We start from the raw sequence: 23952 nt of genomic DNA on the forward strand, positions 1-23952 counted from the left end.
CATGGTCAGCGGAAGTGCTGGTACAGCGCTTTCAGCTCCCGGATCGCGGCGTCCACCGCGCGCTCGTCCTCACTGACCGAGCGGATCGCCTTCCGCAACAGGAGGGGGTCGAGGTCGTCGATCGCCGCCCGGAAGTCGGCGTCGGGCAGTCCGGGCAGCGAGGACTCGTCACCGAACCAGTCGTCGACCTCGGCTTCGGAGGAGTCGCCCCCGACGCCCTCGATCAGCATGTCCAGATCGACGCCGCGCAGCGTCAGGATCTCGAGGGGGTTCTCGTCGATGCGTTCGGTGGTGAGGTACGCGACCGCCGCCGCATGCTTGCACGGCCACCCGTCGTCCGGGCAGGTGCAGTCGTAGTTCAGCGCGGACGCCCCGGCAGGCAGCAACAGGGGGCCGAGCGCCTCCGGAACCCCGCCACCCGCCAGCATCGCCAGACTGCCCGGTTGCCTACGCACCAGCGCGACCAGTTCGGCGACCTCCGAGTCGTCGAGGCGATCGATCGACACGGTCGCGACGAACGGCTGGAGCTGACTGCCCTGGACCTCCCCCGTCACCGTTCCGCCCGCGATCTCGAGCGAGATCACCTGACCGCTGCGCGCGTAACTCCGCCCGCGGCTCATCCGGCCCTTGTCGGCGACGAACTCGATGATGTCGACGAATTCGCGGCCCCACCAGGTACGCCCGAACGATCCCCGCTGCGACCGCGCCTCCAGCCCGCCCGTCACCGGTCGTCGCCGGCCGTACTGACCGAAGTACGGTCCGGGGCGCCGATTCGTCATTCGCCCACCGCCTCGTCGCCGAGCCGCAGCAGTTCGCCCAGCTGTTCGGTGCTCATCTCCGTCACCCAGTTCTCGCCCGTCCCGACAGCGAGATCCGCCAACTCCTGTTTGGTGGCGATCATCGCGTCGATCCGCTCCTCCAGCGTGCCGACGCACACGAGCTTGCGCACCTGCACGTCGCGCCGCTGGCCGATCCGGAACGCCCGGTCCGTGGCCTGGTTCTCGACCGCCGGGTTCCACCACCGGTCGAGGTGCACGACGTGATTGGCCGCGGTGAGGTTCAGCCCGGTTCCGCCGGCCTTCAGCGACAGCATCATGATCGGTGGCCCGTCGTCGCCCTGGAACGAGGCCACCATGTCGTCGCGTTTCTGCTTCGAAACACCCCCGTGCAGGAACGGTACGGGGGTACCGAAACGTTCGGCGAGGTACGGGGTGACGAGATCACCGAATTCACGGAACTGGGTGAACAGCAACGCCTTCTCGCCCTCCGCGACAACGGAATCGAGGATGTCCTCGACGAGCCCCAGCTTGCCGGACCGATGCTGTCCGCGCCGCATCACCGCCGACCCGTCGCGCAGGAAATGCGCCGGATGGTTGCACACCTGCTTGAGCTTCGTCAGGGCGGCGAGGACGGCGCCCTTGCGCTTCATCCCCTTCTTGTCCTTGATCTGCGCCATCATGTCATCGACCACCGCCCGGTACAGCGCGGCCTGCTCGGCGGTGAGATTGGCGCGGACCGTCATCTCGAACTTGTCCGGAAGATCCGCGATGACCGCGGGATCGGTCTTGACGCGGCGCAGCACGAACGGGGACGTGACGGCGCGGAGCCGGGCGACGGCCGTCTCGTCCTGCTCCCGCTCGATCGGCACCACGAAACGCTTGCGGAACATCGCCTCCGAACCCAGGATGCCCGAGTTCGCGAAATCGAGGATCGAGCGCAGTTCGTCCAGCCGGTTCTCGACCGGAGTGCCCGTCAGCGCGACGCGGTGCTCCGCCGGAATGCTGCGGGCCGCGCGCGCCTGCCCGGTCTTCGCGTTCTTGATGTGCTGCGCCTCGTCGAGCACCACTCGCCGCCAGTCCTGCTCCTTCAGCTGCGCGACGTCGCGGGCGAGCAGCGCGTACGTGGTGATCACCAGGTCGCTCTGCGTCACGGCGGCGGTGAGGTCGTCCCCGCTCAGCCGCTGCGGACCGTGGTGGACGAGCACCCGAAGCGAGGGAACGAAGCGGGCCGCCTCCCGCTGCCAGTTGCCGACCACCGACATCGGGCACACCAGCAGCGTGGGCGTGGCGGCGTTCTCGTGCGCCAGCAGCGCAAGCAACTGCAGCGTCTTGCCGAGACCCATGTCGTCGGCCAGGACCGCCCCGAGCCCGAGGCGGCTCATGAACACCAGCCAGTCGAGCCCCCGCTTCTGGTACGGCCGCAGCGTGGCGTCCAACCCGTCCGGGGTCGGCACGTCCTGCGGCTCCGTGTCGCCGTCGAGCAGCGCCGCCGCCCAGCCGGTGGCGGTGACCTCCTCGACGGGGAGGTCGGACAGATCGTCCGCGATCAGGTCTTTCAGCAGGTCCACGATGGCGCGGTCGCCGCTGCCGTGCCGCTCCGCGACGTACCGCGCGGCGCGGGAGAGCACCTCCTGATCGGCCCGGACCCACTCACCGCGCAGCCGCACGAGATCGCTCTTTGCATTGACCAGCCGGTTCATCTCCGCGGCGGTGAGCACCGTGTCGCCGAGGGCAAGTTCCCAGTTGTACTGCACCAATTGGTCTTTGCCGACGGACCGGTTCTCCGCGCTGGCCGGGGTGCCCGGCGAGCTCACCCGCAGTCTCATCGACGGCGACGCCACACTCCACGCCCGCGGCAGCAGCAGACTGATCCCCTTCTCCTTCAACGCCACCGCGCCGTGCCCGACGAGGTCGATGACCACCGCGGTGGGCAGCATCAGGTCGAGACTGTCGGGATCACTCGGGACGTCCTGCAGTCGTGGGTAGGCGGCGACGGCCTCGGTCAGTTTGCGAACACCGGTCTGCAGTCGGCTCGCCTCCGTACGGTGAAGCGGAATCGGCACCGGCGCTTCACCTTCCGGCCGCAGGCACACCTGCAGCCGCCACAGCACTGTGTCCGGGTCCCAATCGCCCTCCACGTCCACGTCTTCCGGCTCGAGCAGTCGCAGCACCAGTTCGGGCTCGTCCACCTTCAGGCTGTCGCGCCACCCGTCGAGCGAACCCGCCAGCTGGGCGGTGCCGTCGGCGAAGTCCTCACCCCGAACCAGCGCGTCGATCAGCGGGTGCTCCGGTGCCGTGCCGGAATCGTCGGGGTGCCCGCCGCCCAGGACCCGCCGGGCGACGGGGTCGGTCAACTCGGTCACCATGTCGTCGAGCACCGCCCGCGGGGTAGTTCCGTGGCGCTGCACCGGGGGCATCGCCACCGACAGTTCCGTGAGCCACGCACGCTGCCGTTCGCCGCCGAGGAGCCGCCAGCGCGGCCACCAGCCACCCTCCGCCCGGTGCACCTCCGGAACCACGCGTCCCGCACGCACCCACCGCTCGACGCCGCGCGCCACGTGGGCGAGGTAACGCAGATCCCCGGCGATCCGGGGGTCGCGGGCCGACACCGCCAGCAGGAAATCGGTCGCGTCCGGCGGCGCGAGGGCGACCGCCGCCCACTCCAGCATCTCCGGACCCGACGGGGTCGGCATCGGCACCTTCACGTGATGGCGGAACTTCCGGGCGAGCACCCGCCCGACCGCGTCGGTCGGCTCCACTGCGGCCGGATTGCGGTCCTCGACCCACAGCATGAGACCCGAACCCGGTGTCCAGAGGCCGTGCAGCATGCACCCATCCAATCAGGCCCGACCGACAGCGGGAGAAGTCCCTGCTCGGGGACTGTAACCCTCGACGACATTCCACCGATGAACGAGGTGGCGGCTGTCCACGCCGGAATCGACCGGGATCGCTGCCGTTCGTAGATCGCAGTGATCGGAGGAAGACAAATGGACCCTACACAGATGTTGCAAGTTCTCGTTCAGCTCGTTCAGCTCCTCGGACCGTTGATGGGCGGCGGCGGAGGCGGTGGAGGCACAGGCTCCCTGGGTAGCCTGTTCGGCTCCTGAGTTCTCACGAAGAAGGCCCGCCGGCTCCGGTTCGGCGGGCCTTCTTCGTGCCCGGATCCGGCCCCCGGTTCGTGATAGGACTGTGGGCGTGAGCATGGCATACGGCTTCAGCGAATACGGCGGCCCCGAGACGCAGCAGTTCTTCGACGTCCCCGTTCCCTCCCCCGGCCCCGGACAGTTGCTGGTCGCCGTCCACGCGGCGGGCGTGAATCCCGCCGATTGGAAGGTGCGGGCGGGAACGCGTAAGGACACTGTCCCGGTCACCCTTCCCGCGGTTCTCGGCCGGGAGGTCGCCGGTGTGGTCGCCGACGTCGGACCCCGGGTGACCGAGTTCGCGGTCGGGGACGCCGTGTTCGGGGCGACCGCCACCGGATTCGGCGGCTACACCGAGTACACCCTGGTCAACACGGCCGCTGCGGCACACAAGCCGGACGCGGTCTCCTTCGCCGACGCGGCCACCCTGCCCGTCGCGGCGGGGACCGCGTACGACGCGCTGACCACACTGGACCTGGCTCCCGGCAGCCGACTGCTCGTCGTCGGCGCGGGCGGTGGCGTGGGGGTGGCGGCACTGCAGTTGGCCGCGGCCCGGGACGTCACGGTGATCGGGGTCGCGAGTGAGGGCAAGCGGGAGGTCGTCGAATCGCTCGGCGCCACGTGGGTGGCGTCCGGGGACGGACTCGCCGAACGCGTGCCGGGCCCGGTGGACGCCGTCTTCGACCTGGTCGGCGGTGCCGCGCTGGCCGAGGCGGCGCGGGTGGTGACGGATCCGGCGGCGATCATCAGTGTCGGCGACCCCCTCGCGGCACGGGACCTCGGCGGCTCGGGAGTGGACCGGCGCCGCACATCCGCGGTGTTCGCGGAGGTGGCCGCGCTGGTGGCCGACGGAACCCTCGACCCGCGGGTCGCCCACCGGTTCCCGTTCGCGCACGCCGGTGACGCGCTCGCGACGGTCGAGTCCGGACACACGAGCGGCAAGGTCGTGATCGAGTTCGGTTAGCGGGTCTGGCTTTCACCCGGTCCGAGGTAGATGCTGGAGAGACGTAGCTGCCGGAAAATCTCGGGAGTCGGTCATGAGCATCCTGATCCAGGTTCTCGAACAGGGGTACGCGCTCACCACCCCGTGGGAGCAACGGAAGTACGCCTTCGTCGATGCCACGCACATCGTCACCATTCGCCTGGACGGGCAGTCGGGTGTGTGGCTCGACGGAATGAAACATGGTGAGGCACACCGGCTTGCGGTCACCCCCGTCGCCAGCGAGGCGATCTTCTTCCTCCTGCGCACGCTCGACCTGCTCGCCGAATGCCGGCAGAGCGGCGGTTCCTGGGTCATCGGCCACGACGGCATGCACGTGTCGTCGATCGCCGCGGTGCGACTGCCCTTCAGCTGACATGTCGGGGGCCCGGTGCATACTCCTGGACGGTAGGGGGAGATTTTTCGAGCGCCGGGGGACGCATGAGACTTCTGTACGTGACGGCGTGGCTGGCCGTGATCCTGTCGGCCGGCGGCTGCGGGGTGTCGCTGCTCGACCTGGGCGACAGCCCCGCACCGGGCAGCCCGCCCCGCGCGCACATCGAGGAACTGCTCGGGCAGGTCGCCACGGTCGAATCCCGCCCGCACCCGGGCGGATACCAACGCGGGTGTTCCGGCCGGGAACTGTGCGTCTTCGGACCGGCCTGGACCGACGACCAGGACGCCGTCGGCGGCCACGACGGGTGCGACACCCGCAACAACGTTCTGGCGATCGATCTCCGGTCGGTGGTGTTCCGCGACGGCACCCGCGACTGCGTGGTGCTGAGCGGGGTCCTCGCCGATCCGTACTCCGGTGAGGTGCTTCCGTTCGACAGGGCGGACGCGAAAGCCGTCCAGATCGACCACGTCTACCCGCTGGCGGCGGCGTGGGACATGGGCGCGTCGACGTGGCCGCCCGAGCGCCGGCTCCGGTTCGCCAACGACGTCACGTTCAACCTGCTGGCCGTCAACGGTGCGGACAATCAGGACAAGGGCGACCAGACCCCGCAGGACTGGCTGCCGCCGAATCCGGCGTACCGCTGCTTCTACGCGGGCAAGTACCTCTCGGTGGCGGTGGAGTACGGACTTCCGGTGACACTGGCGGACCGCGACGCGCTCGCCGAGGTGGCGGAGCGGTGCCCGTGATCCTCGGCGCCTCAGGCCACGGTGAACGACCGGGTGTGCCAGCCGGTGGCGCCACCGGGGATCGGCGGCGTCCGCTCCTCCACCTGCACATTGCCGTCCAGATCGGTGGCGCGCACCTGGAGGGTGTGCAGGCCGGCCGCGGCCTGCCACTCCCACGTCCACTGCCGCCAGGTGTCGATGCTGTACTGCGGGGCGAGGGTCGCGGTCTGCCAAGCGCCGTTGTCGACCCGCACCTCCACCTTCTCGATGCCGCGGTGCTGCGCCCAGGCGGTGCCGGCGACGAGTACCGGTCCGGGCGCGGTGGGTGCGAACGCGGCGGGCACGTCGATCCGGGACGCGGTCTTGATCGGACCCTCCGCGGACCATCCGCGCTTCGTCCAGTAGGCCTCGGCCTTGTCGAATCGTGTGAGTTCCCAATCCACCACCCATTTGGTGGCCGACACGTAGCCGTAGAGACCGGGGACGACCTGCCGCACCGGGTAACCGTGTTCGAACGGCAGCGGCTGACCGTTCATCGCCACCGCGAGGATCGCGTCGCGTCCGTCCCGCAGTGCCGCGACGGGGGTTCCGGCCGTGAAGTGGTCGCTGCTCGTGGACAGCAGCATGTCGGCGTCGGTGTGCACGCCTGCCTCGTCGAGGATGTCCTTGATGGGGTAGCCGATCCACGTGGCGTTGCCTGCGAGGTTTCCGCCGACCTCGTTGGACACGCACGTCAACGTGATCAGCCGTTCCACGGGCGTCCGCGCGATCAGGTCGTCCCACGAGAGAGTGAGTTCGCGGTTCACCATGCCGTGGATGCGCAGTTGCCAGTCGTCCGTGGTCAGCCGCGGCACCCGCAGGGCGGTGTCGATCCGGTAGAAGTCCTCGTTCGACGTGACGAACGGGGTGCCGCCCGGCACGCCGATGTCGGTGCCCGGGGCGATCGCGGCCGCCCGGTCCGTGACCCCGGGAATCGCGAAGGCGCGGCGGTTGTCCACGGCACCCGCGACCTGCTGCCCGAGATACCGGCCCGCGGCTCCCGCGGCCGCGGCCGTCGCGGCTGCCCCGGCTGCCAACAGGAGAAAAGTGCGGCGCGGCAACCACGAATCTTCGGAATCCGAATTCTCGGGTGCCCGCGCGGTGGCCGTCAGTACCCGCAGGACCGCGATACCGGCGACGACCCCCACCACGGTCGGCAGCGCATACATCCAGGTGGCGCCGGGACGCTGGGTGGCGGCCACGATTCCCACCAGCCCGAGCACCGCGAGGATCGCGCTGCCGAACGGGGCGCGGGGGCGCTCGACGATTCCCGCGATCGCGGCGAGGAGCACGATGAGGATCGTCATGCCCACGAACAACGCGGGTTTGTCGTTGGTGCCGAACGTGTGTATCGCGAACTCACGGGCCCAGGCGGGGCTGCGGTCCACCGTCGTCGATCCGACCGCGTAGAACGGCGACGAGTTCGGGTCGATCAGAGCCGCCAGCAGTTCACCCACTCCGAGTACCATGCCCGCGGCGATCACTCCGGCGAGCGCGCGCGAGAACAGGTGCCGCCGTCTCCGTGGCGTCCGCGCCGCCTCGTGCCGGTCACCGATCGTGGTAGTCATCGCAGCCTTGCTCCTTTGCCGTCGTCACCGTGTATTCGGAGCTGAGAACGCGCACGGATGGGAGCCCACCACTAGTATTTACCGGATGAACCAGCTCGACAAAGACACTCTTCTCTGCATCTCGCTCTCCGGTCGTCCGAGCAACATCGGCACCCGGTTTCACAATTATCTGTACGGCGAGCTGGGCCTCAATTTCGTGTACAAAGCCTTCACCACCAACGACCTCCAGGCTGCGGTCGGCGGCATCCGGGCGCTGGGGATCCGCGGCGCCGGTATCTCCATGCCGTTCAAGGAGCAGATCATCGACTACGTCGACGTGATGCACGAGTCGGCGTCGGTCATCGAGTCCGTCAACACGGTCGTCAACGAGGACGGGGTGTTGCACGCTTACAACACCGACTACCAGGCCATCGCGAACCTGTTGCGCGACAACGCGTTGCCCCACTCGCTGTCGGTGGCGGTGGCCGGGAGCGGTGGCATGGCCAAGGCCGTCGTGGCCGCCGTGCGCGACTACGGGTTCATCGACGTCACCGTGATCGCCCGCAACGAGAAGACGGGCGGCGCCGTCGCGAAGCAGTACGGATTCGACTGGCAACCCGAACTGGGCGCGGCGCGGCCCGGTCTGCTGATCAATGCCACCCCCATCGGAATGGCGGGCGGCCCCGAGGCCGAGGATCTGGCATTCGAGCTCGACGCGATCGACGCGGCGGACGCCGTGTTCGACGTGGTCGCGATGCCCGCCGCGACGCCGCTGATCCGGGCGGCGGCCGAACGCCACAAGACCGTCATCACGGGCGCCGAGGTGATCGCACTGCAGGCCGCGGAACAGTTCGTCCTCTACACGGGTGTGCGCCCGTCCCCCGAAGAGATCCGCAGGGCCTCCGAGTATTCACGGTCGTGAGGTGAGCACCGCCGAGACACCCGCGCAGCGGCTCGCACGCAATTTCAGCGAGCTGCTGCAGGAACTCCGTGTCGCGCAGGCGGGTGTGCAGATCCTGTTCGCCTTCCTCCTCGCGGTCGCCTTCACCGAGGCGTACGAGGAGCAGCCGTTCGGCCTCCGCATGCTGCATCTCGTCACGGTGCTCCTGGCGACGGTGTCCTCGGCGCTCCTCATCGCCCCGGCGGTCTGGCATCGCGTGCTGTTCCGTCAGGGCCGCCGGGCCGACATCCTGCGCAAGGCCAACCTGTTCGCGCTGTGGGGTGTCGGATTTCTGGCCGCCGCCATGACCGGCACCGTGATCCTGATTGCCGAAGTGGCAGTGGGCGGTCCGGTCGCGATCGTCATCGGCGTGGTGGCCGCGCTGATGTTCGCGACGCTGTGGTTCGCGCTGCCCCGGCTTTTCAATCACCACGCCGACAGCGAGGACTAGGTCACGCCGTCCCGTTGTCCGTGAGCTGTTGCCCGACAACGCCTTTCCCACCGGGCACTCCCTCGCTCCCACCCCGGGCCCCGTCGCGCCTCCGCCCGGCCGCGAACCTCCCCCATGTCCGAATCTGGATTAATTCAATTTTGGGTCTTGACACGAATTGTGACCCCTGTCACGATTCTCTATACGGAATCATTATTTCGCATTGTGGAAGAAGGGTCGCATGGTTTTCGATGCAGGACTCCGACGATTCAACGAGGCGTCACAGTCCGAGGCGACGGAATGGGCACGAATCTGCCTGGACATCCCCCGGTGGGCAGACGAACTCGTCTCCGCCCGGCCGTACCCCGATCGCGCCTCGTTGCTCACCGCGGCCAGGACGGGGGCCGGCCCGCTCTCCGCGGAGGAGATAGAACTGGCCCTCGCCCGCCACCCCCGAATCGGTGAACCCCCGGGCGGCGACGACGCCGAGGCGCACCTGGCCCGCTCGGAACAGTCGAACGTCGATTCGTCCGACGCGGCGGCGAAGAAGCGGCTCACCGACGGCAACCGTGCCTACGAGGACAAGTTCGGGCGGGTCTTCCTGATCCGCGCCGCCGGGCGCAGCACGTCCGACGTCCTCACCGCGCTCGACCGCAGGCTGGCCAACGACGAAGACAGCGAATTGGCCGTTGTCGCAGAGGAACTGCGCGACATCGCCGCCCTCCGGCTCGCCGGGATGCTGGACGCATGAGCGGCGTCAGCCAGGTCACCACCCACGTGCTGGACGCAGCCGAAGGCGTGCCCGCGCGGGAGGTGCCGGTCACGCTGGCGGTCCGGCGAGAGTCCGAATGGATCACCGTCGCCGACGCTGTCACCGACGACGACGGGCGCGTCACCACCTTGGGACCCGCCCGTCTCGAGCCGGGCACCTACCGGATCGTGTTCGACACCGGACCCTACTTCGCCGCAAAGGGACGTCCGACGTTCTACCCCGACGTCACCATCACGTTCGCCCTCACCGACAGCGAACAGCACTACCACGTACCTGTCCTCCTCAGCCCATTCGCATACTCGACCTACCGAGGGAGCTAATCATGAGCAAGATCGTGCTCGGCCAGAACCAGTACGGCAAGGCGGAAGTCCGGTTGGTCAAGATCACCCGGGACACCAAGCGACATGAGATCGAAGACGTCAGCGTGACTTCGCAACTGCGCGGAGACCTCGACGCGGTACACACCGAAGGCGACAACGGGCACGTCGTGGCCACGGACACCCAGAAGAACACGGTGTACGCGTTCGCTCGCGACGGCGTCGGCGCGATCGAGACGTTCGCGATGCGTCTCGGGAACCACTTCACCGGCGAGTTCGAGTGGATCACGGGCGGCCGCTGGGAGATCGAGCAGTACTCGTGGGCGCGGATCCCGGTCGACGGCGAGGGCCACGACCATTCCTTCGTCCGATCCAGTGACGAACGGCGGAACACCGTGGTCACCATCGACGGCGATCGGACGTGGATCGTGTCCGGTCTCAGCAACATGGTCGTGTTGAAGTCGACGGGTTCGGAGTTCCGCGGATACCCGAAGGACAAGTACACCACCCTGCAGGAGACGTCCGACCGGATCCTCGCGACGTCGGTGAGCGCCCGATGGCGGTACCTCACCACCGACGTCGACTTCGACAAGACGTTCGAGAACGTGCGCGCAATCATGTTGGAGGCCTTTGCCACCACCCATTCGCTCGCGCTGCAGCAGTCGCTGTTCCAGATGGGTTCGGCAGTCCTCGAGGCGCACCCCGAGATCGCCGAGGTGAAGTTCTCGATGCCGAACAAACACCACTTCCTGGTCGACCTGGAACCGTTCGGACTCGACAACCCCGGCGAGGTGTTCTTCGCGGCCGACCGCCCCTACGGGTTGATCGAGGCGACCGTCGAGCGTGAGGACGCGCCCGACGCCGGCCGCGCCTGGGATTCCGTTCCCGGATTCTGCTAGGAGCGCGGCGATGAAGCGGATCGGACATCGGGTCGCCGGAACGACCGGACCCGAAGACGAGCGATTGCCGCTCGGAAAATCGTACATCTACGGGTTGCAGCACATCCTGACCATGTACGGCGGCGTGATCGCGCCTCCCCTGATCGTCGGCGGCGCCGCCGGACTGACCGGCGTCGAGATCGGCCTGCTGGTGTCGGCGGCCCTGTTCGTCAGCGGCGCCGCCACCCTGCTGCAGACCCTCGGCGTTCCCTTCTTCGGCGCCAGACTCCCCCTGGTGCAGGGCATTTCCTTCGCCTCGGTGTCGACGATGGTGGCGGTGGCCGCCGGTCCGGGCGGGCTGCGCTCCGTGTTCGGGGCCATCATGGTCGCAGGCGTGATCGGATTGTTGATCAGCCCCTTCTTCTGCAAGATCGTGCGTTACTTCCCACCCGTCGTCACCGGGTCGATCATCACGGTCATCGGCATCTCCCTCCTGCCGGTCGCGGTGCGGTGGGCGATGGGCGGCAACGCCAAGGCCCCGGACTGGGGGTCGATGTCGAACATCGGACTCGCCGGGTTCAGCCTGTTCGTCGTGTTACTGGTGAGCCGACTGGTCCAGGGCACCCTGTCGCGGTTGTCCATCCTGATCGGCATCGTGGTGGGCACGCTGTTCGCCGCCCTGATCGGCAAGGCCGACTTCAGTGCCGTCGGGAAGGGTGCGATCTTCGAACTGCCGCAGGTGTTCGCGTTCGGCACCCCGCTGTTCCAGATCGGCGCGATCATCTCGATGACGGTAGTGATCCTGGTGATCATGACCGAGACGACGGCCGACATCCTCGCGGTCGGCGAGATCGTGGAGACGAAGGTGGACGCTCGCCGGGTCGGCGACGGACTCCGCGCCGACATGCTCGCCACCACCGTGGCGCCGGTGTTCGGGACGTTCCCGGCCAGCGCCTTCGCCCAGAACGTCGGGCTCGTCGCGATCACCGGGATCAAGAGCCGGTACGTCGTCGCGGCCGGCGGTTCGGTCCTGTTCGCTCTCGGACTGTTCCCCATTCTGGGTCGGCTGGTGGCCTCCGTGCCGCTGCCCGTCCTCGGCGGTGCCGGGATCGTGCTCTTCGGTTCGGTGGCCGCGAGCGGAATCCGCACCCTGTCCAAGGTGTCGTACGACGGCAACCTGAACCTGGTGATCGTCGCGGTGGCCCTCGGATTCGGCGTCATCCCGATCGCGGTGCCGGAGTTCTACTCGGCCTTCCCGGAGTGGGTGCACATCGTCTTCGACTCGGGAATCAGCGCGGCGAGCATCGTCGCGGTGCTGCTGAACATCCTGTTCAACGAGATCAAGGCAGGCAACCGGCCGACGCCATCGGTGGTGTCGGCGGCGCCTCCCGTCGCCGTCCACCGCGCCGAAGACCCGGAGCACCCGGCCGACACCGGGTTACCGGCGGACACCGAGCTGCCGGATAACGAGCAACGGGCAGATACGGCGCGCACCTCCGCCGTGCGCAATGAGTGATCAGCCGTATCAGCCGACGCTGACGCAACTCCGCGCGTTCGCCGCCGTCGCCGCCCACCTGCATTTCGGCACAGCGGCATCGGATCTCGGGATCAGCCAGCCCACCCTCTCGCGGGCGCTGGCTGCTCTCGAGACCGGGCTCGGCGTCACCCTGATCGAGCGGAGCAGTCGCCGGACGATCCTGACGGCGGCCGGCGGGCGACTGCTTCCGTACGCCCAGCGCACCCTCGACGCCACCGAGGAGTTCGTGGCCTCGGCCACCGCTATGGCGTCGCGCCGGGTCCGGACCCGGTGAGGGTGGGGACGCGAGCAGGCGTCCTCAACCCACCTCGGCCCGCAGCAGCGACGCCATCCGCGCGTCGAACGCCACGAACAGCACCCGCGGAATCCCGGAGTCCGAGTCGCGGACGGCGCCGACCGCCTGCCGGACGGCGTCGTCCGGGGGCCAGCCGTACACCCCGGACGAGATCAGAGGGAACGCGACGGACTGCGCGCCGAGGTCGGCGGCCACCGCCAGGCTGGTGGTGTAGGCGCTGCGCAGGGTGGCCGACCGATCGTCCGACGCAGAGTAGACGGGGCCGACCGTGTGGATCACCCATCGGGCGGGCAACCGGCCCGCCGTCGTCGCGACCGCCTGTCCCGCAGGCAGTCCGTCCTGCAGCGTGGTGGCCCGCAGTTGCCGGCATTCGGCGAGGATCTCGGGACCGCCGGCCCGGTGGATGGCGCCGTCCACGCCACCGCCGCCGAGCAGTCCGGAGTTGGCGGCGTTGACGATCGCGTCGACCTCGACCGTCGTGATGTCCCCCTGCACTACCTCGATGGTGGTCATGTGCCCATTATCGTCGCGAGCCCACCGCGACCCGCACGATCAGTCCGGCGACCAGCGCCCAGAACGCGGACCCGATGCCGAGGATGCTCACCCCCGAGGCGGCGATCAGGAACGTGACGACGGCGCCTTCCCGTTCGCGGACGTCGTCGAGGGCGGAGGCCAGCGCCCCGCCGAGGGTGCCGAGGAGGGCCAGTCCGGCGACGGCCTCCACGACGCCCTCCGGCGCCGCGGCGATGAGGGTGGCGACCGCGGCCGAACACGCTGCGAGCAGCAGGTACGCCCAGCCAGCCGTGAACGCCGCGACCCAGCGTTTCCGCGGGTCGGGATGCGCGGACGGCGCGGCCGCGAGGGCGGCACTGATGGCGGCGAGATTGATGGCGTGCCCACCCGCGGGGGCGCCGACGAGGGTCCCGACACCGGTCACCAGCATGGCCGGCCGCCACGGCACCCGGTAACCGAAGGAATTCATGACGGCGGTGCCGGGAATGTTCTGGGACGCCATCGTCACGATGTACAGCGGGATCGCGATCCCGATCATCGCCTGCCACGTCCACGCCGGCGCCGTGACGTCGAGCCTCGGCAGGAGCGCGCTCGTGTCGAGGGTGTCGCTGCCGGAGACGAGACCGACCGCGATCACGACCGCGGCGGCCGCGAATGCGGCCGGGACCGCCCATCGCGGCGAATACCGCTGCAGAACCAGCCACACGAGGACGACGGGCGCGACGGCGAGCGGTGCATCACGCAGCGCCAGCACCGGTGCCAGGCACAGCGGCAGCAGCACCCCGGCGAGCATCGCCTGTGCGAGCGCCGGGGGGATGGCCGCGATCAGCCGTCCCAGCCGCGGCCACAGCCCCGTCAGGATCACCGCCGCCCCCACGACCGCGAACGCGCCGACCGCGGCCGGCCACCCGCCGCTCACCGTCCCCGCCCCGGCGAGGAGCGCCGCTCCCGGCGTCGACCACGCGAGGGTGATCGGCATGCGGTAGTGCCGCGACATCCACAGCATCCCCAGGGCCTGCGTCACACACAGCGCCAGCAGTCCCGATGCGGCCTGGGCGGAGTTCGCGCCCACCGCCGTCAGCCCGGTGAGTACGACGGCGAACGAACTGGTGAAGCCCACCAGGGCGGTGACGATTCCGGCGCTGATCGGCTGGGCGGCGGAATCCGGTGAACGCACATCACTGTCGGGCACAGACATAGGACGCGATTCTGCCCGACGCGTGGTGCGGACGATCCGTGGCATTAGGGTCGGGACGGTGAAACACGACGACGCCCCCGCGATGCCGACCGCCGCCGACTTCCCCGCCCTGTGGCCGGTGCCGACCCGCTGGGCGGACAACGACCACTACGGGCACGTCAACAACGTCACGTACTACTCGTATTTCGACACGGCCGTCAACGGCTGGCTGATCGCGACGACGGGCAGCGACATCCGGGATCTGCCCGCCATCGGCGTGGTCGCGGAGACGTCCTGCAGGTACGTCAGCGAGCTGACGTTCCCGGACCGCCTGCAGGTGGGGTTGTCCGTCGAGAAGCTGGGCACCCGGAGCATCGTGTACGCGCTCGCGATCTTCCGCGAGAACGGCGACGCACTCGACCTCGCCGCTCTCGGCCGCTTCGTCCACGTGTACGTGGACGCGAAGACCCGCAAGCCCGTTCCGATTCCCGACGAAATTCGCAGCGCCGTAACCATTCTGGTAGCACCGGACACGCCCTGAGGGTCCGGCACCACCGGGTGGTTCAGTGCAGGCCCTCGATCTCGGCGGTGGCCACCGCCCGGGCGATGATCCCGTCGATCAGCGCGACCGTCGGCGCACCGGTCTCGGCCTTGTTCCGGGGGTCGTCGATCACGCGGCGCAGCACGCCTTCGGCGATGATCGCCAGTTTCCACAACGCCAGCACGTGCCAGTACCCGACGTGCGTGACATCACGTTTGGTGTGGTGGACATACGCCTCCACGAGTTCGGCCCGGGTGGGGAAACCCTCGAGAGTGGAGGCGGGGAACGGTCCCGCGTCCTCGTCGCCTGCCTCGGGCCAGTAAGCCAGCAGCGCGCCCACGTCGGCGAGGGGGTCGCCCAGCGTGCACAGTTCCCAATCGACCACCGCGACCACCTCGCCCTCCTCCGGCGAGGTGATGACGTTGCTCAGGTGAAAATCACCGTGCACCAACGACAGTTCGGCCTGTTCCGGCATGTTGCGCTCGAGGATCCCGGCCAGATCCTCGATGGCCGGGACCTCGCGGGTGCGGGACTTCTCCCACTGATCCGTCCAGCGCTTCAACTGCCTTGCCGCGTAAGGTTTGTGGCTGGCCAGGTCCTCCAGCCCGGCGTCCCGGAGATCGACCGCGTGGATCTTCGCGAGCGCCTTCGGCATCGCCAGCCCGACGGCACCCCGCTGCTCGGGTGTCAGCTTCTTCGCCACGCCGACACTGTCGATCACCACCCCCGCGACGTAACTCATCAGCACGAGCGGCGCATCCGTGACCTCCGGATCTTCGGTGAGCCCGAGGATCTTCGGCACCGGAACGTCGGATCCCTGCAGAGAGGACAGAATCCGGTGTTCGCGGACCACGTCGTGCGCCGACGCGAGCAGATGTCCGAGCGGTGGTCGCCGCAGCACCCACCGTCCGCCACCCGCGTCGCTGACCGCGTACGTGAGATTCGACTGACCGTTCCCGATCCTCTCGAAGCTCAGCGGCGCGATCGCTCCCACACCGAGTCCGGCAATCCACGCAGAAACGGCATCTTCGTTCAGCCCCACAGCATTCACGCGCTCGATGCTAACCGCTCGGAAGCCCGATGCGGAGGGAACCGGTCCGCACCGCAGGTCGCGGCCCTAGGGTGGCAACAGTGAGGCCGAATCGGCCGGAACTGGAGGGACGGACGTGGAAGTTTTCCTCATCGTGTGTGGCGTGCTCCTCGCCGTGAGCGCCGTCGCCGTGAGCATTCCCAGGCTGAGACTGAAGGGAACGGCGTGGACGGGGTTGGAGGCCCGGGGCCTGAGCGGGCAGCAGGTGCGGCTGATCGGCATGGCGGAACTCGCCGGCGGTATCGGCGTTCTCGTCGGCCTCTACTGGACTCCGCTGGGCGTGGTCGCGACGGTGGCGCTGCTTATTCTCCTCCTGTGCGCTATCGCGTTTCACGCCAGACACGGCGATTACGGCAATCCCGATACCCGGGCCGTCGCGATGCCCCCGGTCTACCTCGCGGTGCTCGCCGTCCTCGCCTCGATCGGGTTCGTGTTCGCGGGGTGATCCGGACGTTTCGGGCAATTGCAGCGACAACCAGCGTCGGTGGCGTTTGCATTGGTCATTAGACGCAGCATGACACCCATCGCACCCCCGAAACTGGGCATTCTGCTCGACGTCGGCGGCGCCACTTGCGCACTTCGCGTTCCCGTGGATGCTGTGAAGTAGGACACACCCGTCCTACCGCAGTACCCGTCTCCGACGAACCCACAAGGTTCACGGACTCGACAACACGAGGTGACCCCGATGGTCGACAAGATTGCCTATCCGGTCCAGCTCATCCAGCCGGACGGCCGACGGGTCTTCAGACCCGACTACACGAGCCTCGTCCGCGACATCGGACCCGACCAACTGCGCGACCTGTACGAGGACCTCGTCGTCGCGCGTCGGATGGATGTCGAGGCGGTCGCTCTGCAACGCCAGGGTGAACTGGGACTCTGGGCCCCGCTGCTCGGTCAGGAAGCCGCCCAGGTCGGCTCCGCCCGCGCCCTCCGTCCCGACGATTACGCGTTCATCAGCTACCGCGAACATGCCGTCGCCTACTGCCGGGGCGTGGACCCGGGCGTGATGACCCGCATGTGGCGGGGATGCGCGCATTCCGCCTGGGATCCGAGTTCCGTGAACGTGACGAATCCGGCGATCGTCGTCGGCTCGCAGGGGCTGCACGCCACCGGGTACGCCATGGGCGCCCACCTCGACGGTGCGGAGATCGCGACGATCGCCTACTTCGGCGACGGCGCCACCAGTCAGGGCGACCTCGCGGAGGCCCTCGGCTTCTCGATGAGTTTCAACGCGCCGGTCGTATTCTTCTGCCAGAACAACCAGTTCGCGATCAGCGAACCGGTCCGCCTGCAGAGTCCCGTCCCCATCGCACAGCGCGCCGCCGGTTACGGCATGCCCGCCCTCCGGGTGGACGGCAACGACGTTCTCGCGGTCCTGGCCGTCACCCGCCAGGCCACCCAGCGGGCCCGCGAAGGCAGCGGACCGACGTTCATCGAGGCCGTCACATACCGGATGGGTCCCCACACCACGTCGGACGATCCCACCCGGTACCGGGCGGCGGCCGAGACGGAGATGTGGAAGGCCCGCGACCCCATCGACCGGATGAGGCGACTCCTCGAGAGGGAGGGACTGCTGGGCGACGAATTCCTCGCCCGGGTGCAGGCCACCGCCGACGCCGTCGCCGCGCGACTGCGCTCGGGAACCGTCGAGGCGCCCGACCCCGCGCCGCTCGATCTGTTCGACCACGTCTATTCCACCGACCACCCGCTCATCGACGAGGAACGCGAGCAGTACGCCGCGTACCTCGCAGGCTTCGCCGGCATCGAGGAGGCACTGTCATGACCACCACCACGCTGTCGCTCGGCGGCGCACTCAACGCAGGCCTGCGGCGCGCTCTCGAACACGACCGGAAGGTCGTGATCATGGGCGAGGACGTCGGACGCCTCGGCGGAGTCTTCCGCGTCACCGACACCCTGCAGAAGGACTTCGGCGACAACCGGGTCATCGACACCCCGCTCGCCGAATCGGGAATCGTCGGCGCCGCGTTCGGGATGGCGCTGCGCGGCTACCGGCCCGTCTGCGAGATCCAGTTCGACGGATTCGTCTACCCCGCGTTCGACCAGATCGTGTCGCAGGTCGCCAAGATTCACTACCGCACACAGGGCCGGGTCACCGCGCCACTGACGATCCGGATCCCGTTCGGCGGCGGCATCGGCGCGGTCGAACACCATTCGGAGTCGCCGGAGGCGTACTTCGTCCACACCGCCGGACTCCGCGTCGTCACCCCCAGCAACCCGGCGGACGCGTTCCACATGATTCAGCAGTCCGTCGCGGCGGACGATCCGGTGGTGTTCTTCGAACCGAAGCGGCGGTACTGGGACAAGGCCGAGTTCGACGTGGATGCCGAACCGGATCTGCCGCTGCACCGGGCCCGGGTGGCCAGGGAGGGCACGGATGCGACCATCGTCGCGTACGGTTCCGTCGTGCCGACGGCCCTGTCGGCCGCGGCGATCGCCGCCGACGAGGGGCACTCCCTCGAGGTGATCGACCTGCGCTCCCTCTCCCCGATCGACTTCGACACCGTCGAGGCATCGGTTCGCAAGACCGGGAGACTCGTCATCGCGCACGAGGCGTCGACGTTCCTCGGGCTGGGTGCGGAGATCGCGGCCCGCATCTCCGAGCGGTGCTTCTACCAGCTGGACGCTCCGGTCCTGCGGGTCGGCGGATTCGACGTCCCGTATCCCCCGTCGAAGCTGGAACGGCATCATCTGCCGGACGCCGACCGCCTGCTCGACGCCGTCGATCGCAGTCTCGCGGCCTGATCGCACTCACCGGAGGAAGGAGTTGTCCGTTGGCACAGGAATTCCGCCTACCCGATCTCGGTGAGGGACTGACGGAGGCCGAACTGGTCTCCTGGGCCGTCCAGGTGGGCCAGACGATCGAACTCAATCAGGTGATCGGCGAAGTCGAGACGGCGAAGGCGCTCGTCGAGTTGCCCTCGCCGTATCCGGGTGTCGTGGAGGAACTGCTGGTCGACCCGGGCGCGACAGTGCCGGTGGGGACACCGATCATCCGGATCGCGACGGATGCGGCCACCCCGGAGCCTCCCGCGCGCACACCCGTCCTGGTGGGGTACGGGCCCGAAGCCGCCGCCGAGAGCAAGCGCGCCCGGCGGCGATCCGTCGGCCCGGAGACTGCCCGCGCGGAGTCTGCACGCACGGACCGAAGGCGCCCCGACGCGTCGCCGGCCGCCCGGCTCTCGGCCCGTGAACGCGGGATCGACCTCGCGGTCGTCACGGGAACGGGACCGTCCGGCGCCGTCACCAGGAACGACGTGGAATCCTATGCGGGATCGACTGAGCCGGCAGTCTCGCCGGAGCCTTCCGAGTCGCTGCCGCGCGAGACCCGCACCCCGATTCGCGGCGTCCGCAAGCAGACGGCGGCGGCGATGGTCCGCAGCGCGTTCACGGCCCCGCACGTCACCGAATTCGTGACCGTCGACGTGACGCGCTCGGTGGAACTGCTCGACCGTCTGCGGGACCTCCCCGAATTCGAAGGACTGTCGGTGACCCCACTGAGCCTGGTCGCGAAGACGATGATCGTCGCGCTGCGGGCGAACCCGAGCCTCAACGCCTCGTGGGACGAGGAGAACCAGGAGATCGTCACCAAGCACTACGTCAATCTCGGTATCGCCGCGGCCACACCCCGCGGTCTGATGGTCCCCAACATCAAGGAGGCGCAGTCGCTGAGCCTGGTCGAATTGTGCCGCGCGATCACCGAACTGACCGCGACCGCGCGCAGCGGCAAGGCCGAACCGGCACAGCTGACCGGCGGCACGGTGTCGATCACCAACGTCGGGGTGTTCGGTGTCGACGCGGGCACGCCCATCCTCAACCCCGGCGAGGCAGCCATCCTGTGCCTCGGCAGCGTCGGCAAGAGACCGTGGGTGCACGAGGGCGAACTCGCGGTGCGATGGGTCACCACGTTGAGCGTGTCGTTCGACCACCGGGTGGTCGACGGCGAGCAGGGGTCGAGGTTCCTGTCGTCCGTCGCTGCCATGCTGCACGATCCCGCCTCACTGCTCGCGCACCTCTGATCCTCGGTACGTTTGGTCGGTGAGCACTTCCCGAGCGTCCCCGGTCGACAAGCGTGTGCCGGTGGCCGAGCCGCTCCGCCGGGCCAGGGCGGGAACGTTCGGGATCTTCGGGATCAACGGGTTCCTGCTGGGCATGTGGGTCGTGCACATCCCGGCGATCGAGGACCGGACCGGCATCAGCCACTCCACGCTGGGTTCGCTGCTGCTCCTGATGGCGGTCGGTGCGATCGGCGGCATGCAGGTCAGCGGCCCCCTGGCCGACCGGTTCGGCAGCAGGCGGATGGTGATCGTCGCCGGACTCGCGCTGTCAGTCGCCACCCTGGGTCCAGGCCTGGCGTCCACTGCCTGGCAACTCGGTCTCGCCCTGCTCGTGTTCGGATTCGCCAACGGCGCACTGGACGTGTCGATGAACTCCCAGGCCGTCGAAGTCGAGCAGCGGTATCGACGGCCGATCATGTCGGCGTTCCATGCCCTGTTCTCCGTCGGCGGGGTAGCGGGGTCCCTGCTCGGCGCGGCGACGCTCGCCGCCGGATGGGCACCACTGACGGCGCTGCTGGTCGCCGGCTGCATCGGGGTCGTCACCGTCGCCGCGTGCTCCCGCCGGCTGATGGCGGACCGTCCCCGCTCGCGGCACGACCCCGCGCACGCCGAGAAGGCCCACGGACGACTGTCCGCGCGGGTGCTCGCGCTCGGCGGCATCGCCTTCGTCCTCATGCTGTCGGAGGGTGTCGCGAACGACTGGAGCACCCTGCAGGTCAAGGAACACCTCGGAACGTCGGATTCCGTCGCCGCCCTCGCGTTCGGCGCCTTCTCGGTGATGATGACGGTGGGCCGGTTCACGGCGGACCGCGTGAGCGCCGCGCTCGGCCCCGTCGCCGTCGTCCGCTACGGCACCCTGATCGCGGCGCTCGGCATGCTGCTCGTCCTCGTCTCGGGACTGCTCCCGCTCACGATCCTCGGCTGGGCGCTGTTCGGCCTGGGACTGTCGGGTTGCGTGCCGCAGATCTTCACTGCCGCGGGCAACCTCGGCGCGGGTTCCGCCGGCACCAACATGTCCCGCGTGGTCGGGCTGGGGTATGTCGGATTTCTCGCCGGACCGGCCACCATCGGCTGGATCACCCAGGTGGTTCCGCTCACCGTCGCGATGGTGGTGCCACTGGTCTGTGTGCTGGTGGCCGCCACGTTCGCTGGGGCGGTCCGGCGCACCTGAACCTCACGCGACGGTGCGGTACCTCAGCATCATGTCGTGATCCTCGTGGTCGAGGATGTGACAGTGCCACACGTAACCCTGCAGTGATCGCGGACCACCGCCGGCACCGTGACCGTGGGCGTCGTGTGATCCGTGCCCGAACACCGCGTCGGGATCGAAGCCCAGCGACTCCGCGGTCGGGAACCGGACGATGATCCTGGTGATGGAGTTCGCGTTCGCCAGGACCGTGTCCTTGAATCCCCGCTCCCACGGTTCCGCGGGCGCGAGCGGCGAGATGGTGAACGCGTCGGCCGACGGCGTCCACCGGATTCCGAGCGGCGGCTGCGGGGTGGCGAGCGCGAACCGAAGCGTCTCGATGACCTGACGCCCCAGCACCCGGAAGTTCGCGAGATGAAGGTGCACGGGATGCGGATCATTGGTCGCGTTGATGATGTTCCACTGCTCCACCGTCCCCTGGCGCGGCAACTCGATGTCCTCGGTCGAATAGCGGAGATTGTTCAGGGACATGATCGACGGCGGCAGGCGCACGTCGCTCGGCTGGCTGAGGGTGACGTCCCGGAAGACCTGGGGTCGCGGAATCGGCGGCAGCAAGTCCGGCTGCCCGGGACCCCCGCGCAACGTCGAAGGCGGCGCACCGGTGAAGCCGCGGGCGGTGCCCACCCGGAACCGGCAGAACCGCGGCATCGTGCGCTCGCCGATCAGCGCGGCCTGGAACGGCGGTGGCTCGTCGTTGCAGAGTTCCACCGTCGACCCCGGTTCCAGCGCGCCGAAGTCGACGAGCAGGTCGACCCGCTCGGCCGGGCTCAACCGCACCCGCGTCACCGCGACCGGGGCGTCGAGCAACCCACTGTCGCCGCCGATGACCCAGAACCGCATGCGGTTGCCGAAATACAGATTCCACACGCTCAGCGAACCCGCGTTGACGAGTCGCAGCCGGTACAGGCCGCGGGCCACGTCGAGTTCCGGCCACACCTTGCCGTTCACGACCCCGACGTCGCCGACCGCGCCCCCTTCCCAACTCCCCTGCGGCACGGTGGGCGTCGAACGGATCCGCTGCCTGCCGTCGGCGGTGAACATCTTCTCCTGCAACACGAGCGGCACCTCGAACTCCCCCGCAGGCAGACCCAGCGGGTTGTCGGCGCGTCCGGTGTCGAAGTCGTCCCGCAGCAGGTACAGCCCGACCAGGCCCGCGTAGATGTTGAGCCTCGTCACCCCCATGGCGTGGTCGTGGTACCAGAGTCCGGCCGCGTCCTGCCGGTTCAGAAGTTGGTGCAGGTACTCCTCGCCAGGCCGGAACACCAGCTCCGGGTGCCCGTCGAACTGGGGCGGGTTCACCCCGCCGTGCAGATGCGTCGCCGTGGGCACCTGGGTGCGGTCCCGTTCGCTCAGCCCGTGCAGCGACGTGTCGACGTCGACCGCGAACGGGTGGACGGTGACGGCGTTCCGGAACGCCATCGTCGTCGGCTGATCGACGTGCGCCTCGATCGTCGCGCCGAGATAGTCCGCGCCGCTGTACGCCAGCGCCGGCGAGGGCGCCAGGTCGGCGTGGAACGAATGCATCGTGCTGCTCGCCTGCACATCGATGCGTGTCCCGGACATCGTCGGCAGGATCGGCAGCCGATCACGATACGGCTCGATCGGCGGCGACGAGAACATCAACGGTCGCAGCGGATCGATGTCCAAGGGGAACGCGCTCGCCGAACCGGCCGACACCGCACCCAGCCCACCGCCCAGCGCCACCGCCCGCAGGAACGATCGGCGCGAGATCCGTCCACTCATATCGGTCACTTCGTGCGTGTCACGCGGAAAGACGATTCGAGATCGGTCCACGACGACGTTACTCCGACGGGTGCGGCACCTACCCGAGATCCGGACGCGCGCTCGTCGCACGACGACGACCGTTCACCGACCTCACAGCGGCCGCTCATGGATCACTCAGCGTCGGTTGGCACACTGTGTGTCGTGACCGAATCGACTAGCAGGCTTCGTCACAGTGTTCGTCGCCTCGCCTTCGCCGCGGCGGGTGTGGTGGCACTGTGCGCGCTGTACCTCATCCGCCCCGAATCGTCGGGTCTCGTCCTCCCGGAGGCACTCCGACCCGTCGCCGAACCCGTGATCCAGGCGATCGACGTCACGACGGTCCTCGCAGCGGCCGTCGTCCTCGCCATCGTCGCAGCGATGCGCAAACTCTCGTACGGCATGGGTGCGGTACTGCTGCTCTGTATCGGCGCGAATCTCACCAGTGCCGCCGTGCGGGCCTGGGAATCGGATGCGCCGTCCGTGCTGCTGCCGAGCGGGCACGTCGTCGCCGTCACCGCCCTGTACGGTTCGGCGCTGCTGGTGTCGGCGCCCCGGTTCCGGCCCGTCATCGCGGGCCTGGGTTTCGCCGTCGTCCTCGGTGTCTCGGGCGCTGCTGCGCTCGTCGAGTCCACCGGCATCTTCGGCCTCGCGGCCAGTCTGATCATCTTCGCGATCTGGTGGGCGCTGGCGTCCACCCTGATGCTGTACTCCCCCGTCGCGGCCGAGCGCGAAGAGCGGCGGCCCGACACCGCGGCCATCGCCTTCTCCCGGCACCTGTAGGCGGCTCCGCCGCCCGTGCGTGGTTAGCG

Annotated in this window: 23 protein-coding genes and 1 pseudogene; 17 read left to right on the plus strand and 7 right to left on the minus strand. The window is 68.8% G+C overall.

Going from position 1 to position 23952, the window contains the following annotated elements; all coding sequences use genetic code 11:
• Positions 1-5: 5 nt before the first annotated feature.
• Positions 6-779 carry an SWIM zinc finger family protein gene (locus tag I1A62_RS14410; RefSeq protein WP_124393502.1) on the minus strand — a complete coding sequence of 258 codons (774 nt, stop codon included), beginning with the start codon at positions 777-779 and terminating at the stop codon, positions 6-8.
• Positions 776-3607, minus strand: a complete 2832-nt coding sequence (locus tag I1A62_RS14415) for a DEAD/DEAH box helicase (protein ID WP_219458965.1) — start codon at positions 3605-3607, stop codon at positions 776-778. Before I1A62_RS14415 ends, I1A62_RS14410 begins: the two co-directional genes overlap by 4 nt.
• A 373-nt stretch (positions 3608-3980) precedes the next feature.
• On the opposite strand from I1A62_RS14415, the gene I1A62_RS14420 reads away from it, so the two are divergent.
• The 3 genes from I1A62_RS14420 (at position 3981) to I1A62_RS14430 (ending at position 6041) form a co-directional block, all read left to right on the plus strand.
• Entirely contained in the window at positions 3981-4883 is a 903-nt protein-coding gene (locus I1A62_RS14420; protein ID WP_124393574.1) for an NADP-dependent oxidoreductase, read from the plus strand.
• 73 nt (positions 4884-4956) lie between these two features.
• The gene (locus I1A62_RS14425; RefSeq protein WP_087558530.1) at positions 4957-5274 is read left to right on the plus strand and encodes a hypothetical protein; all 318 of its coding nucleotides are present in this window, start codon (positions 4957-4959) and stop codon (positions 5272-5274) included.
• A gap of 65 nt (positions 5275-5339) precedes the next feature.
• Complete coding sequence (locus I1A62_RS14430; protein WP_219458966.1) at positions 5340-6041, plus strand: HNH endonuclease family protein; 702 nt, start codon at positions 5340-5342, stop codon at positions 6039-6041.
• 11 nt (positions 6042-6052) lie between these two features.
• On the opposite strand, the gene I1A62_RS14435 is transcribed toward I1A62_RS14430, so the two are convergent.
• Positions 6053-7627 (minus strand): molybdopterin-dependent oxidoreductase, encoded by a 1575-nt coding sequence (locus tag I1A62_RS14435; RefSeq protein ID WP_219458967.1) that lies wholly within the window; start codon positions 7625-7627, stop codon positions 6053-6055.
• 85 nt (positions 7628-7712) lie between these two features.
• Here I1A62_RS14435 and I1A62_RS14440 point away from each other — a divergent pair, with 85 nt between their 5' ends.
• The 7 genes and pseudogenes from I1A62_RS14440 to I1A62_RS14470 all read left to right on the plus strand — a co-directional run.
• On the plus strand, positions 7713-8528 hold the full coding sequence (locus I1A62_RS14440; protein WP_219458968.1) for a shikimate 5-dehydrogenase: 816 nt from the start codon (positions 7713-7715) through the stop codon (positions 8526-8528).
• Between the two features lies 1 nt (position 8529).
• Positions 8530-8997 carry a DUF6328 family protein gene (locus tag I1A62_RS14445; protein WP_124393507.1) on the plus strand — a complete coding sequence of 156 codons (468 nt, stop codon included), beginning with the start codon at positions 8530-8532 and terminating at the stop codon, positions 8995-8997.
• Between the two features lie 220 nt (positions 8998-9217).
• Complete coding sequence (gene uraD, locus I1A62_RS14450; protein WP_219458969.1) at positions 9218-9727, plus strand: 2-oxo-4-hydroxy-4-carboxy-5-ureidoimidazoline decarboxylase; 510 nt, start codon at positions 9218-9220, stop codon at positions 9725-9727.
• Positions 9724-10068, plus strand: coding sequence for a hydroxyisourate hydrolase (gene uraH, locus I1A62_RS14455; protein ID WP_219458970.1), 345 nt, complete (start codon positions 9724-9726; stop codon positions 10066-10068). Before uraD ends, uraH begins: the two co-directional genes overlap by 4 nt.
• A 2-nt stretch (positions 10069-10070) precedes the next feature.
• A complete protein-coding gene (gene pucL / locus I1A62_RS14460) occupies positions 10071-10964 on the plus strand; it encodes a factor-independent urate hydroxylase (protein ID WP_124393510.1) in 894 nt (297 codons plus the stop codon).
• A gap of 10 nt (positions 10965-10974) precedes the next feature.
• Positions 10975-12459 (plus strand): nucleobase:cation symporter-2 family protein, encoded by a 1485-nt coding sequence (locus I1A62_RS14465; RefSeq protein ID WP_257890800.1) that lies wholly within the window; start codon positions 10975-10977, stop codon positions 12457-12459.
• Positions 12452-12730: pseudogene (locus I1A62_RS14470) on the plus strand (LysR family transcriptional regulator); the annotation flags it as partial. The gene I1A62_RS14465 and the pseudogene I1A62_RS14470, both read left to right, overlap by 8 nt.
• A gap of 48 nt (positions 12731-12778) precedes the next feature.
• On the opposite strand, the gene I1A62_RS14475 reads toward I1A62_RS14470, so the two are convergent.
• Together I1A62_RS14475 and I1A62_RS14480 are read right to left on the minus strand one after the other, a co-directional pair.
• On the minus strand, positions 12779-13288 hold the full coding sequence (locus tag I1A62_RS14475) for an O-acetyl-ADP-ribose deacetylase (protein WP_124393512.1): 510 nt from the start codon (positions 13286-13288) through the stop codon (positions 12779-12781).
• A 7-nt stretch (positions 13289-13295) separates the two neighbouring features.
• Positions 13296-14486, minus strand: a complete 1191-nt coding sequence (locus tag I1A62_RS14480) for a benzoate/H(+) symporter BenE family transporter (RefSeq protein ID WP_219458972.1) — start codon at positions 14484-14486, stop codon at positions 13296-13298.
• 82 nt (positions 14487-14568) lie between these two features.
• On the opposite strand from I1A62_RS14480, the gene I1A62_RS14485 reads away from it, so the two are divergent.
• Positions 14569-15006 carry a thioesterase family protein gene (locus I1A62_RS14485; RefSeq protein WP_219461198.1) on the plus strand — a complete coding sequence of 146 codons (438 nt, stop codon included), beginning with the start codon at positions 14569-14571 and terminating at the stop codon, positions 15004-15006.
• A 22-nt stretch (positions 15007-15028) separates the two neighbouring features.
• Here the strand turns inward: I1A62_RS14485 and I1A62_RS14490 are convergent, their stop codons facing one another.
• Positions 15029-16057, minus strand: coding sequence for a phosphotransferase family protein (locus I1A62_RS14490; protein WP_124393514.1), 1029 nt, complete (start codon positions 16055-16057; stop codon positions 15029-15031).
• 115 nt (positions 16058-16172) lie between these two features.
• Here I1A62_RS14490 and I1A62_RS14495 point away from each other — a divergent pair, with 115 nt between their 5' ends.
• The 5 genes from I1A62_RS14495 to I1A62_RS14515 all read left to right on the plus strand — a co-directional run bounded on the left by I1A62_RS14495 (position 16173) and on the right by I1A62_RS14515 (position 21343).
• Positions 16173-16541, plus strand: a complete 369-nt coding sequence (locus I1A62_RS14495; RefSeq protein WP_219458973.1) for a DoxX family protein — start codon at positions 16173-16175, stop codon at positions 16539-16541.
• Positions 16542-16781: 240 nt separating this feature from the next.
• The gene (gene pdhA, locus I1A62_RS14500; RefSeq protein ID WP_124393516.1) at positions 16782-17879 is read left to right on the plus strand and encodes a pyruvate dehydrogenase (acetyl-transferring) E1 component subunit alpha; all 1098 of its coding nucleotides are present in this window, start codon (positions 16782-16784) and stop codon (positions 17877-17879) included.
• Positions 17876-18859: an alpha-ketoacid dehydrogenase subunit beta gene (locus I1A62_RS14505; protein WP_124393517.1), complete on the plus strand. Its 984-nt coding sequence runs from the start codon at positions 17876-17878 to the stop codon at positions 18857-18859. The genes pdhA and I1A62_RS14505 overlap by 4 nt, the downstream gene beginning before the upstream one ends.
• 29 nt (positions 18860-18888) lie before the next feature.
• Positions 18889-20133, plus strand: a complete 1245-nt coding sequence (locus tag I1A62_RS14510) for a dihydrolipoamide acetyltransferase family protein (RefSeq protein ID WP_219458974.1) — start codon at positions 18889-18891, stop codon at positions 20131-20133.
• A 61-nt stretch (positions 20134-20194) separates the two neighbouring features.
• Positions 20195-21343, plus strand: coding sequence for an MFS transporter (locus tag I1A62_RS14515; RefSeq protein ID WP_219461201.1), 1149 nt, complete (start codon positions 20195-20197; stop codon positions 21341-21343).
• Positions 21344-21346: 3 nt separating this feature from the next.
• On the opposite strand, the gene I1A62_RS14520 is transcribed toward I1A62_RS14515, so the two are convergent.
• Positions 21347-23122 carry a multicopper oxidase family protein gene (locus I1A62_RS14520; RefSeq protein WP_219458975.1) on the minus strand — a complete coding sequence of 592 codons (1776 nt, stop codon included), beginning with the start codon at positions 23120-23122 and terminating at the stop codon, positions 21347-21349.
• Between the two features lie 183 nt (positions 23123-23305).
• Here I1A62_RS14520 and I1A62_RS14525 point away from each other — a divergent pair, with 183 nt between their 5' ends.
• A complete protein-coding gene (locus I1A62_RS14525; protein WP_124393519.1) occupies positions 23306-23923 on the plus strand; it encodes a hypothetical protein in 618 nt (205 codons plus the stop codon).
• The last annotated feature ends 29 nt before the right edge of the window (positions 23924-23952 follow it).

This window comes from Rhodococcus sp. USK10 (assembly GCF_019378875.1).
Lineage (GTDB): Bacteria > Actinomycetota > Actinomycetes > Mycobacteriales > Mycobacteriaceae > Rhodococcus_F > Rhodococcus_F pseudokoreensis.

Excerpts from the sequence above, each read along its gene's own strand:
- I1A62_RS14410 (WP_124393502.1), bottom strand. The coding sequence starts at position 779 with ATGACGAATCGGCGCCCCGGACCGTACTTCGGTCAGTACGGCCGGCGA.
- I1A62_RS14415 (WP_219458965.1), bottom strand. The coding sequence starts at position 3,607 with ATGCTGCACGGCCTCTGGACACCGGGTTCGGGTCTCATGCTGTGGGTC.
- I1A62_RS14420 (WP_124393574.1), top strand. The coding sequence starts at position 3,981 with ATGGCATACGGCTTCAGCGAATACGGCGGCCCCGAGACGCAGCAGTTC.
- I1A62_RS14425 (WP_087558530.1), top strand. The coding sequence starts at position 4,957 with ATGAGCATCCTGATCCAGGTTCTCGAACAGGGGTACGCGCTCACCACC.
- I1A62_RS14430 (WP_219458966.1), top strand. The coding sequence starts at position 5,340 with ATGAGACTTCTGTACGTGACGGCGTGGCTGGCCGTGATCCTGTCGGCC.
- I1A62_RS14435 (WP_219458967.1), bottom strand. The coding sequence starts at position 7,627 with ATGACTACCACGATCGGTGACCGGCACGAGGCGGCGCGGACGCCACGG.
- I1A62_RS14440 (WP_219458968.1), top strand. The coding sequence starts at position 7,713 with ATGAACCAGCTCGACAAAGACACTCTTCTCTGCATCTCGCTCTCCGGT.
- uraD (WP_219458969.1), top strand. The coding sequence starts at position 9,218 with ATGGTTTTCGATGCAGGACTCCGACGATTCAACGAGGCGTCACAGTCC.
- uraH (WP_219458970.1), top strand. The coding sequence starts at position 9,724 with ATGAGCGGCGTCAGCCAGGTCACCACCCACGTGCTGGACGCAGCCGAA.
- pucL (WP_124393510.1), top strand. The coding sequence starts at position 10,071 with ATGAGCAAGATCGTGCTCGGCCAGAACCAGTACGGCAAGGCGGAAGTC.
- I1A62_RS14465 (WP_257890800.1), top strand. The coding sequence starts at position 10,975 with ATGAAGCGGATCGGACATCGGGTCGCCGGAACGACCGGACCCGAAGAC.
- I1A62_RS14475 (WP_124393512.1), bottom strand. The coding sequence starts at position 13,288 with ATGACCACCATCGAGGTAGTGCAGGGGGACATCACGACGGTCGAGGTC.
- I1A62_RS14480 (WP_219458972.1), bottom strand. The coding sequence starts at position 14,486 with ATGTCTGTGCCCGACAGTGATGTGCGTTCACCGGATTCCGCCGCCCAG.
- I1A62_RS14485 (WP_219461198.1), top strand. The coding sequence starts at position 14,569 with ATGCCGACCGCCGCCGACTTCCCCGCCCTGTGGCCGGTGCCGACCCGC.
- pdhA (WP_124393516.1), top strand. The coding sequence starts at position 16,782 with ATGGTCGACAAGATTGCCTATCCGGTCCAGCTCATCCAGCCGGACGGC.
- I1A62_RS14505 (WP_124393517.1), top strand. The coding sequence starts at position 17,876 with ATGACCACCACCACGCTGTCGCTCGGCGGCGCACTCAACGCAGGCCTG.
- I1A62_RS14520 (WP_219458975.1), bottom strand. The coding sequence starts at position 23,122 with ATGAGTGGACGGATCTCGCGCCGATCGTTCCTGCGGGCGGTGGCGCTG.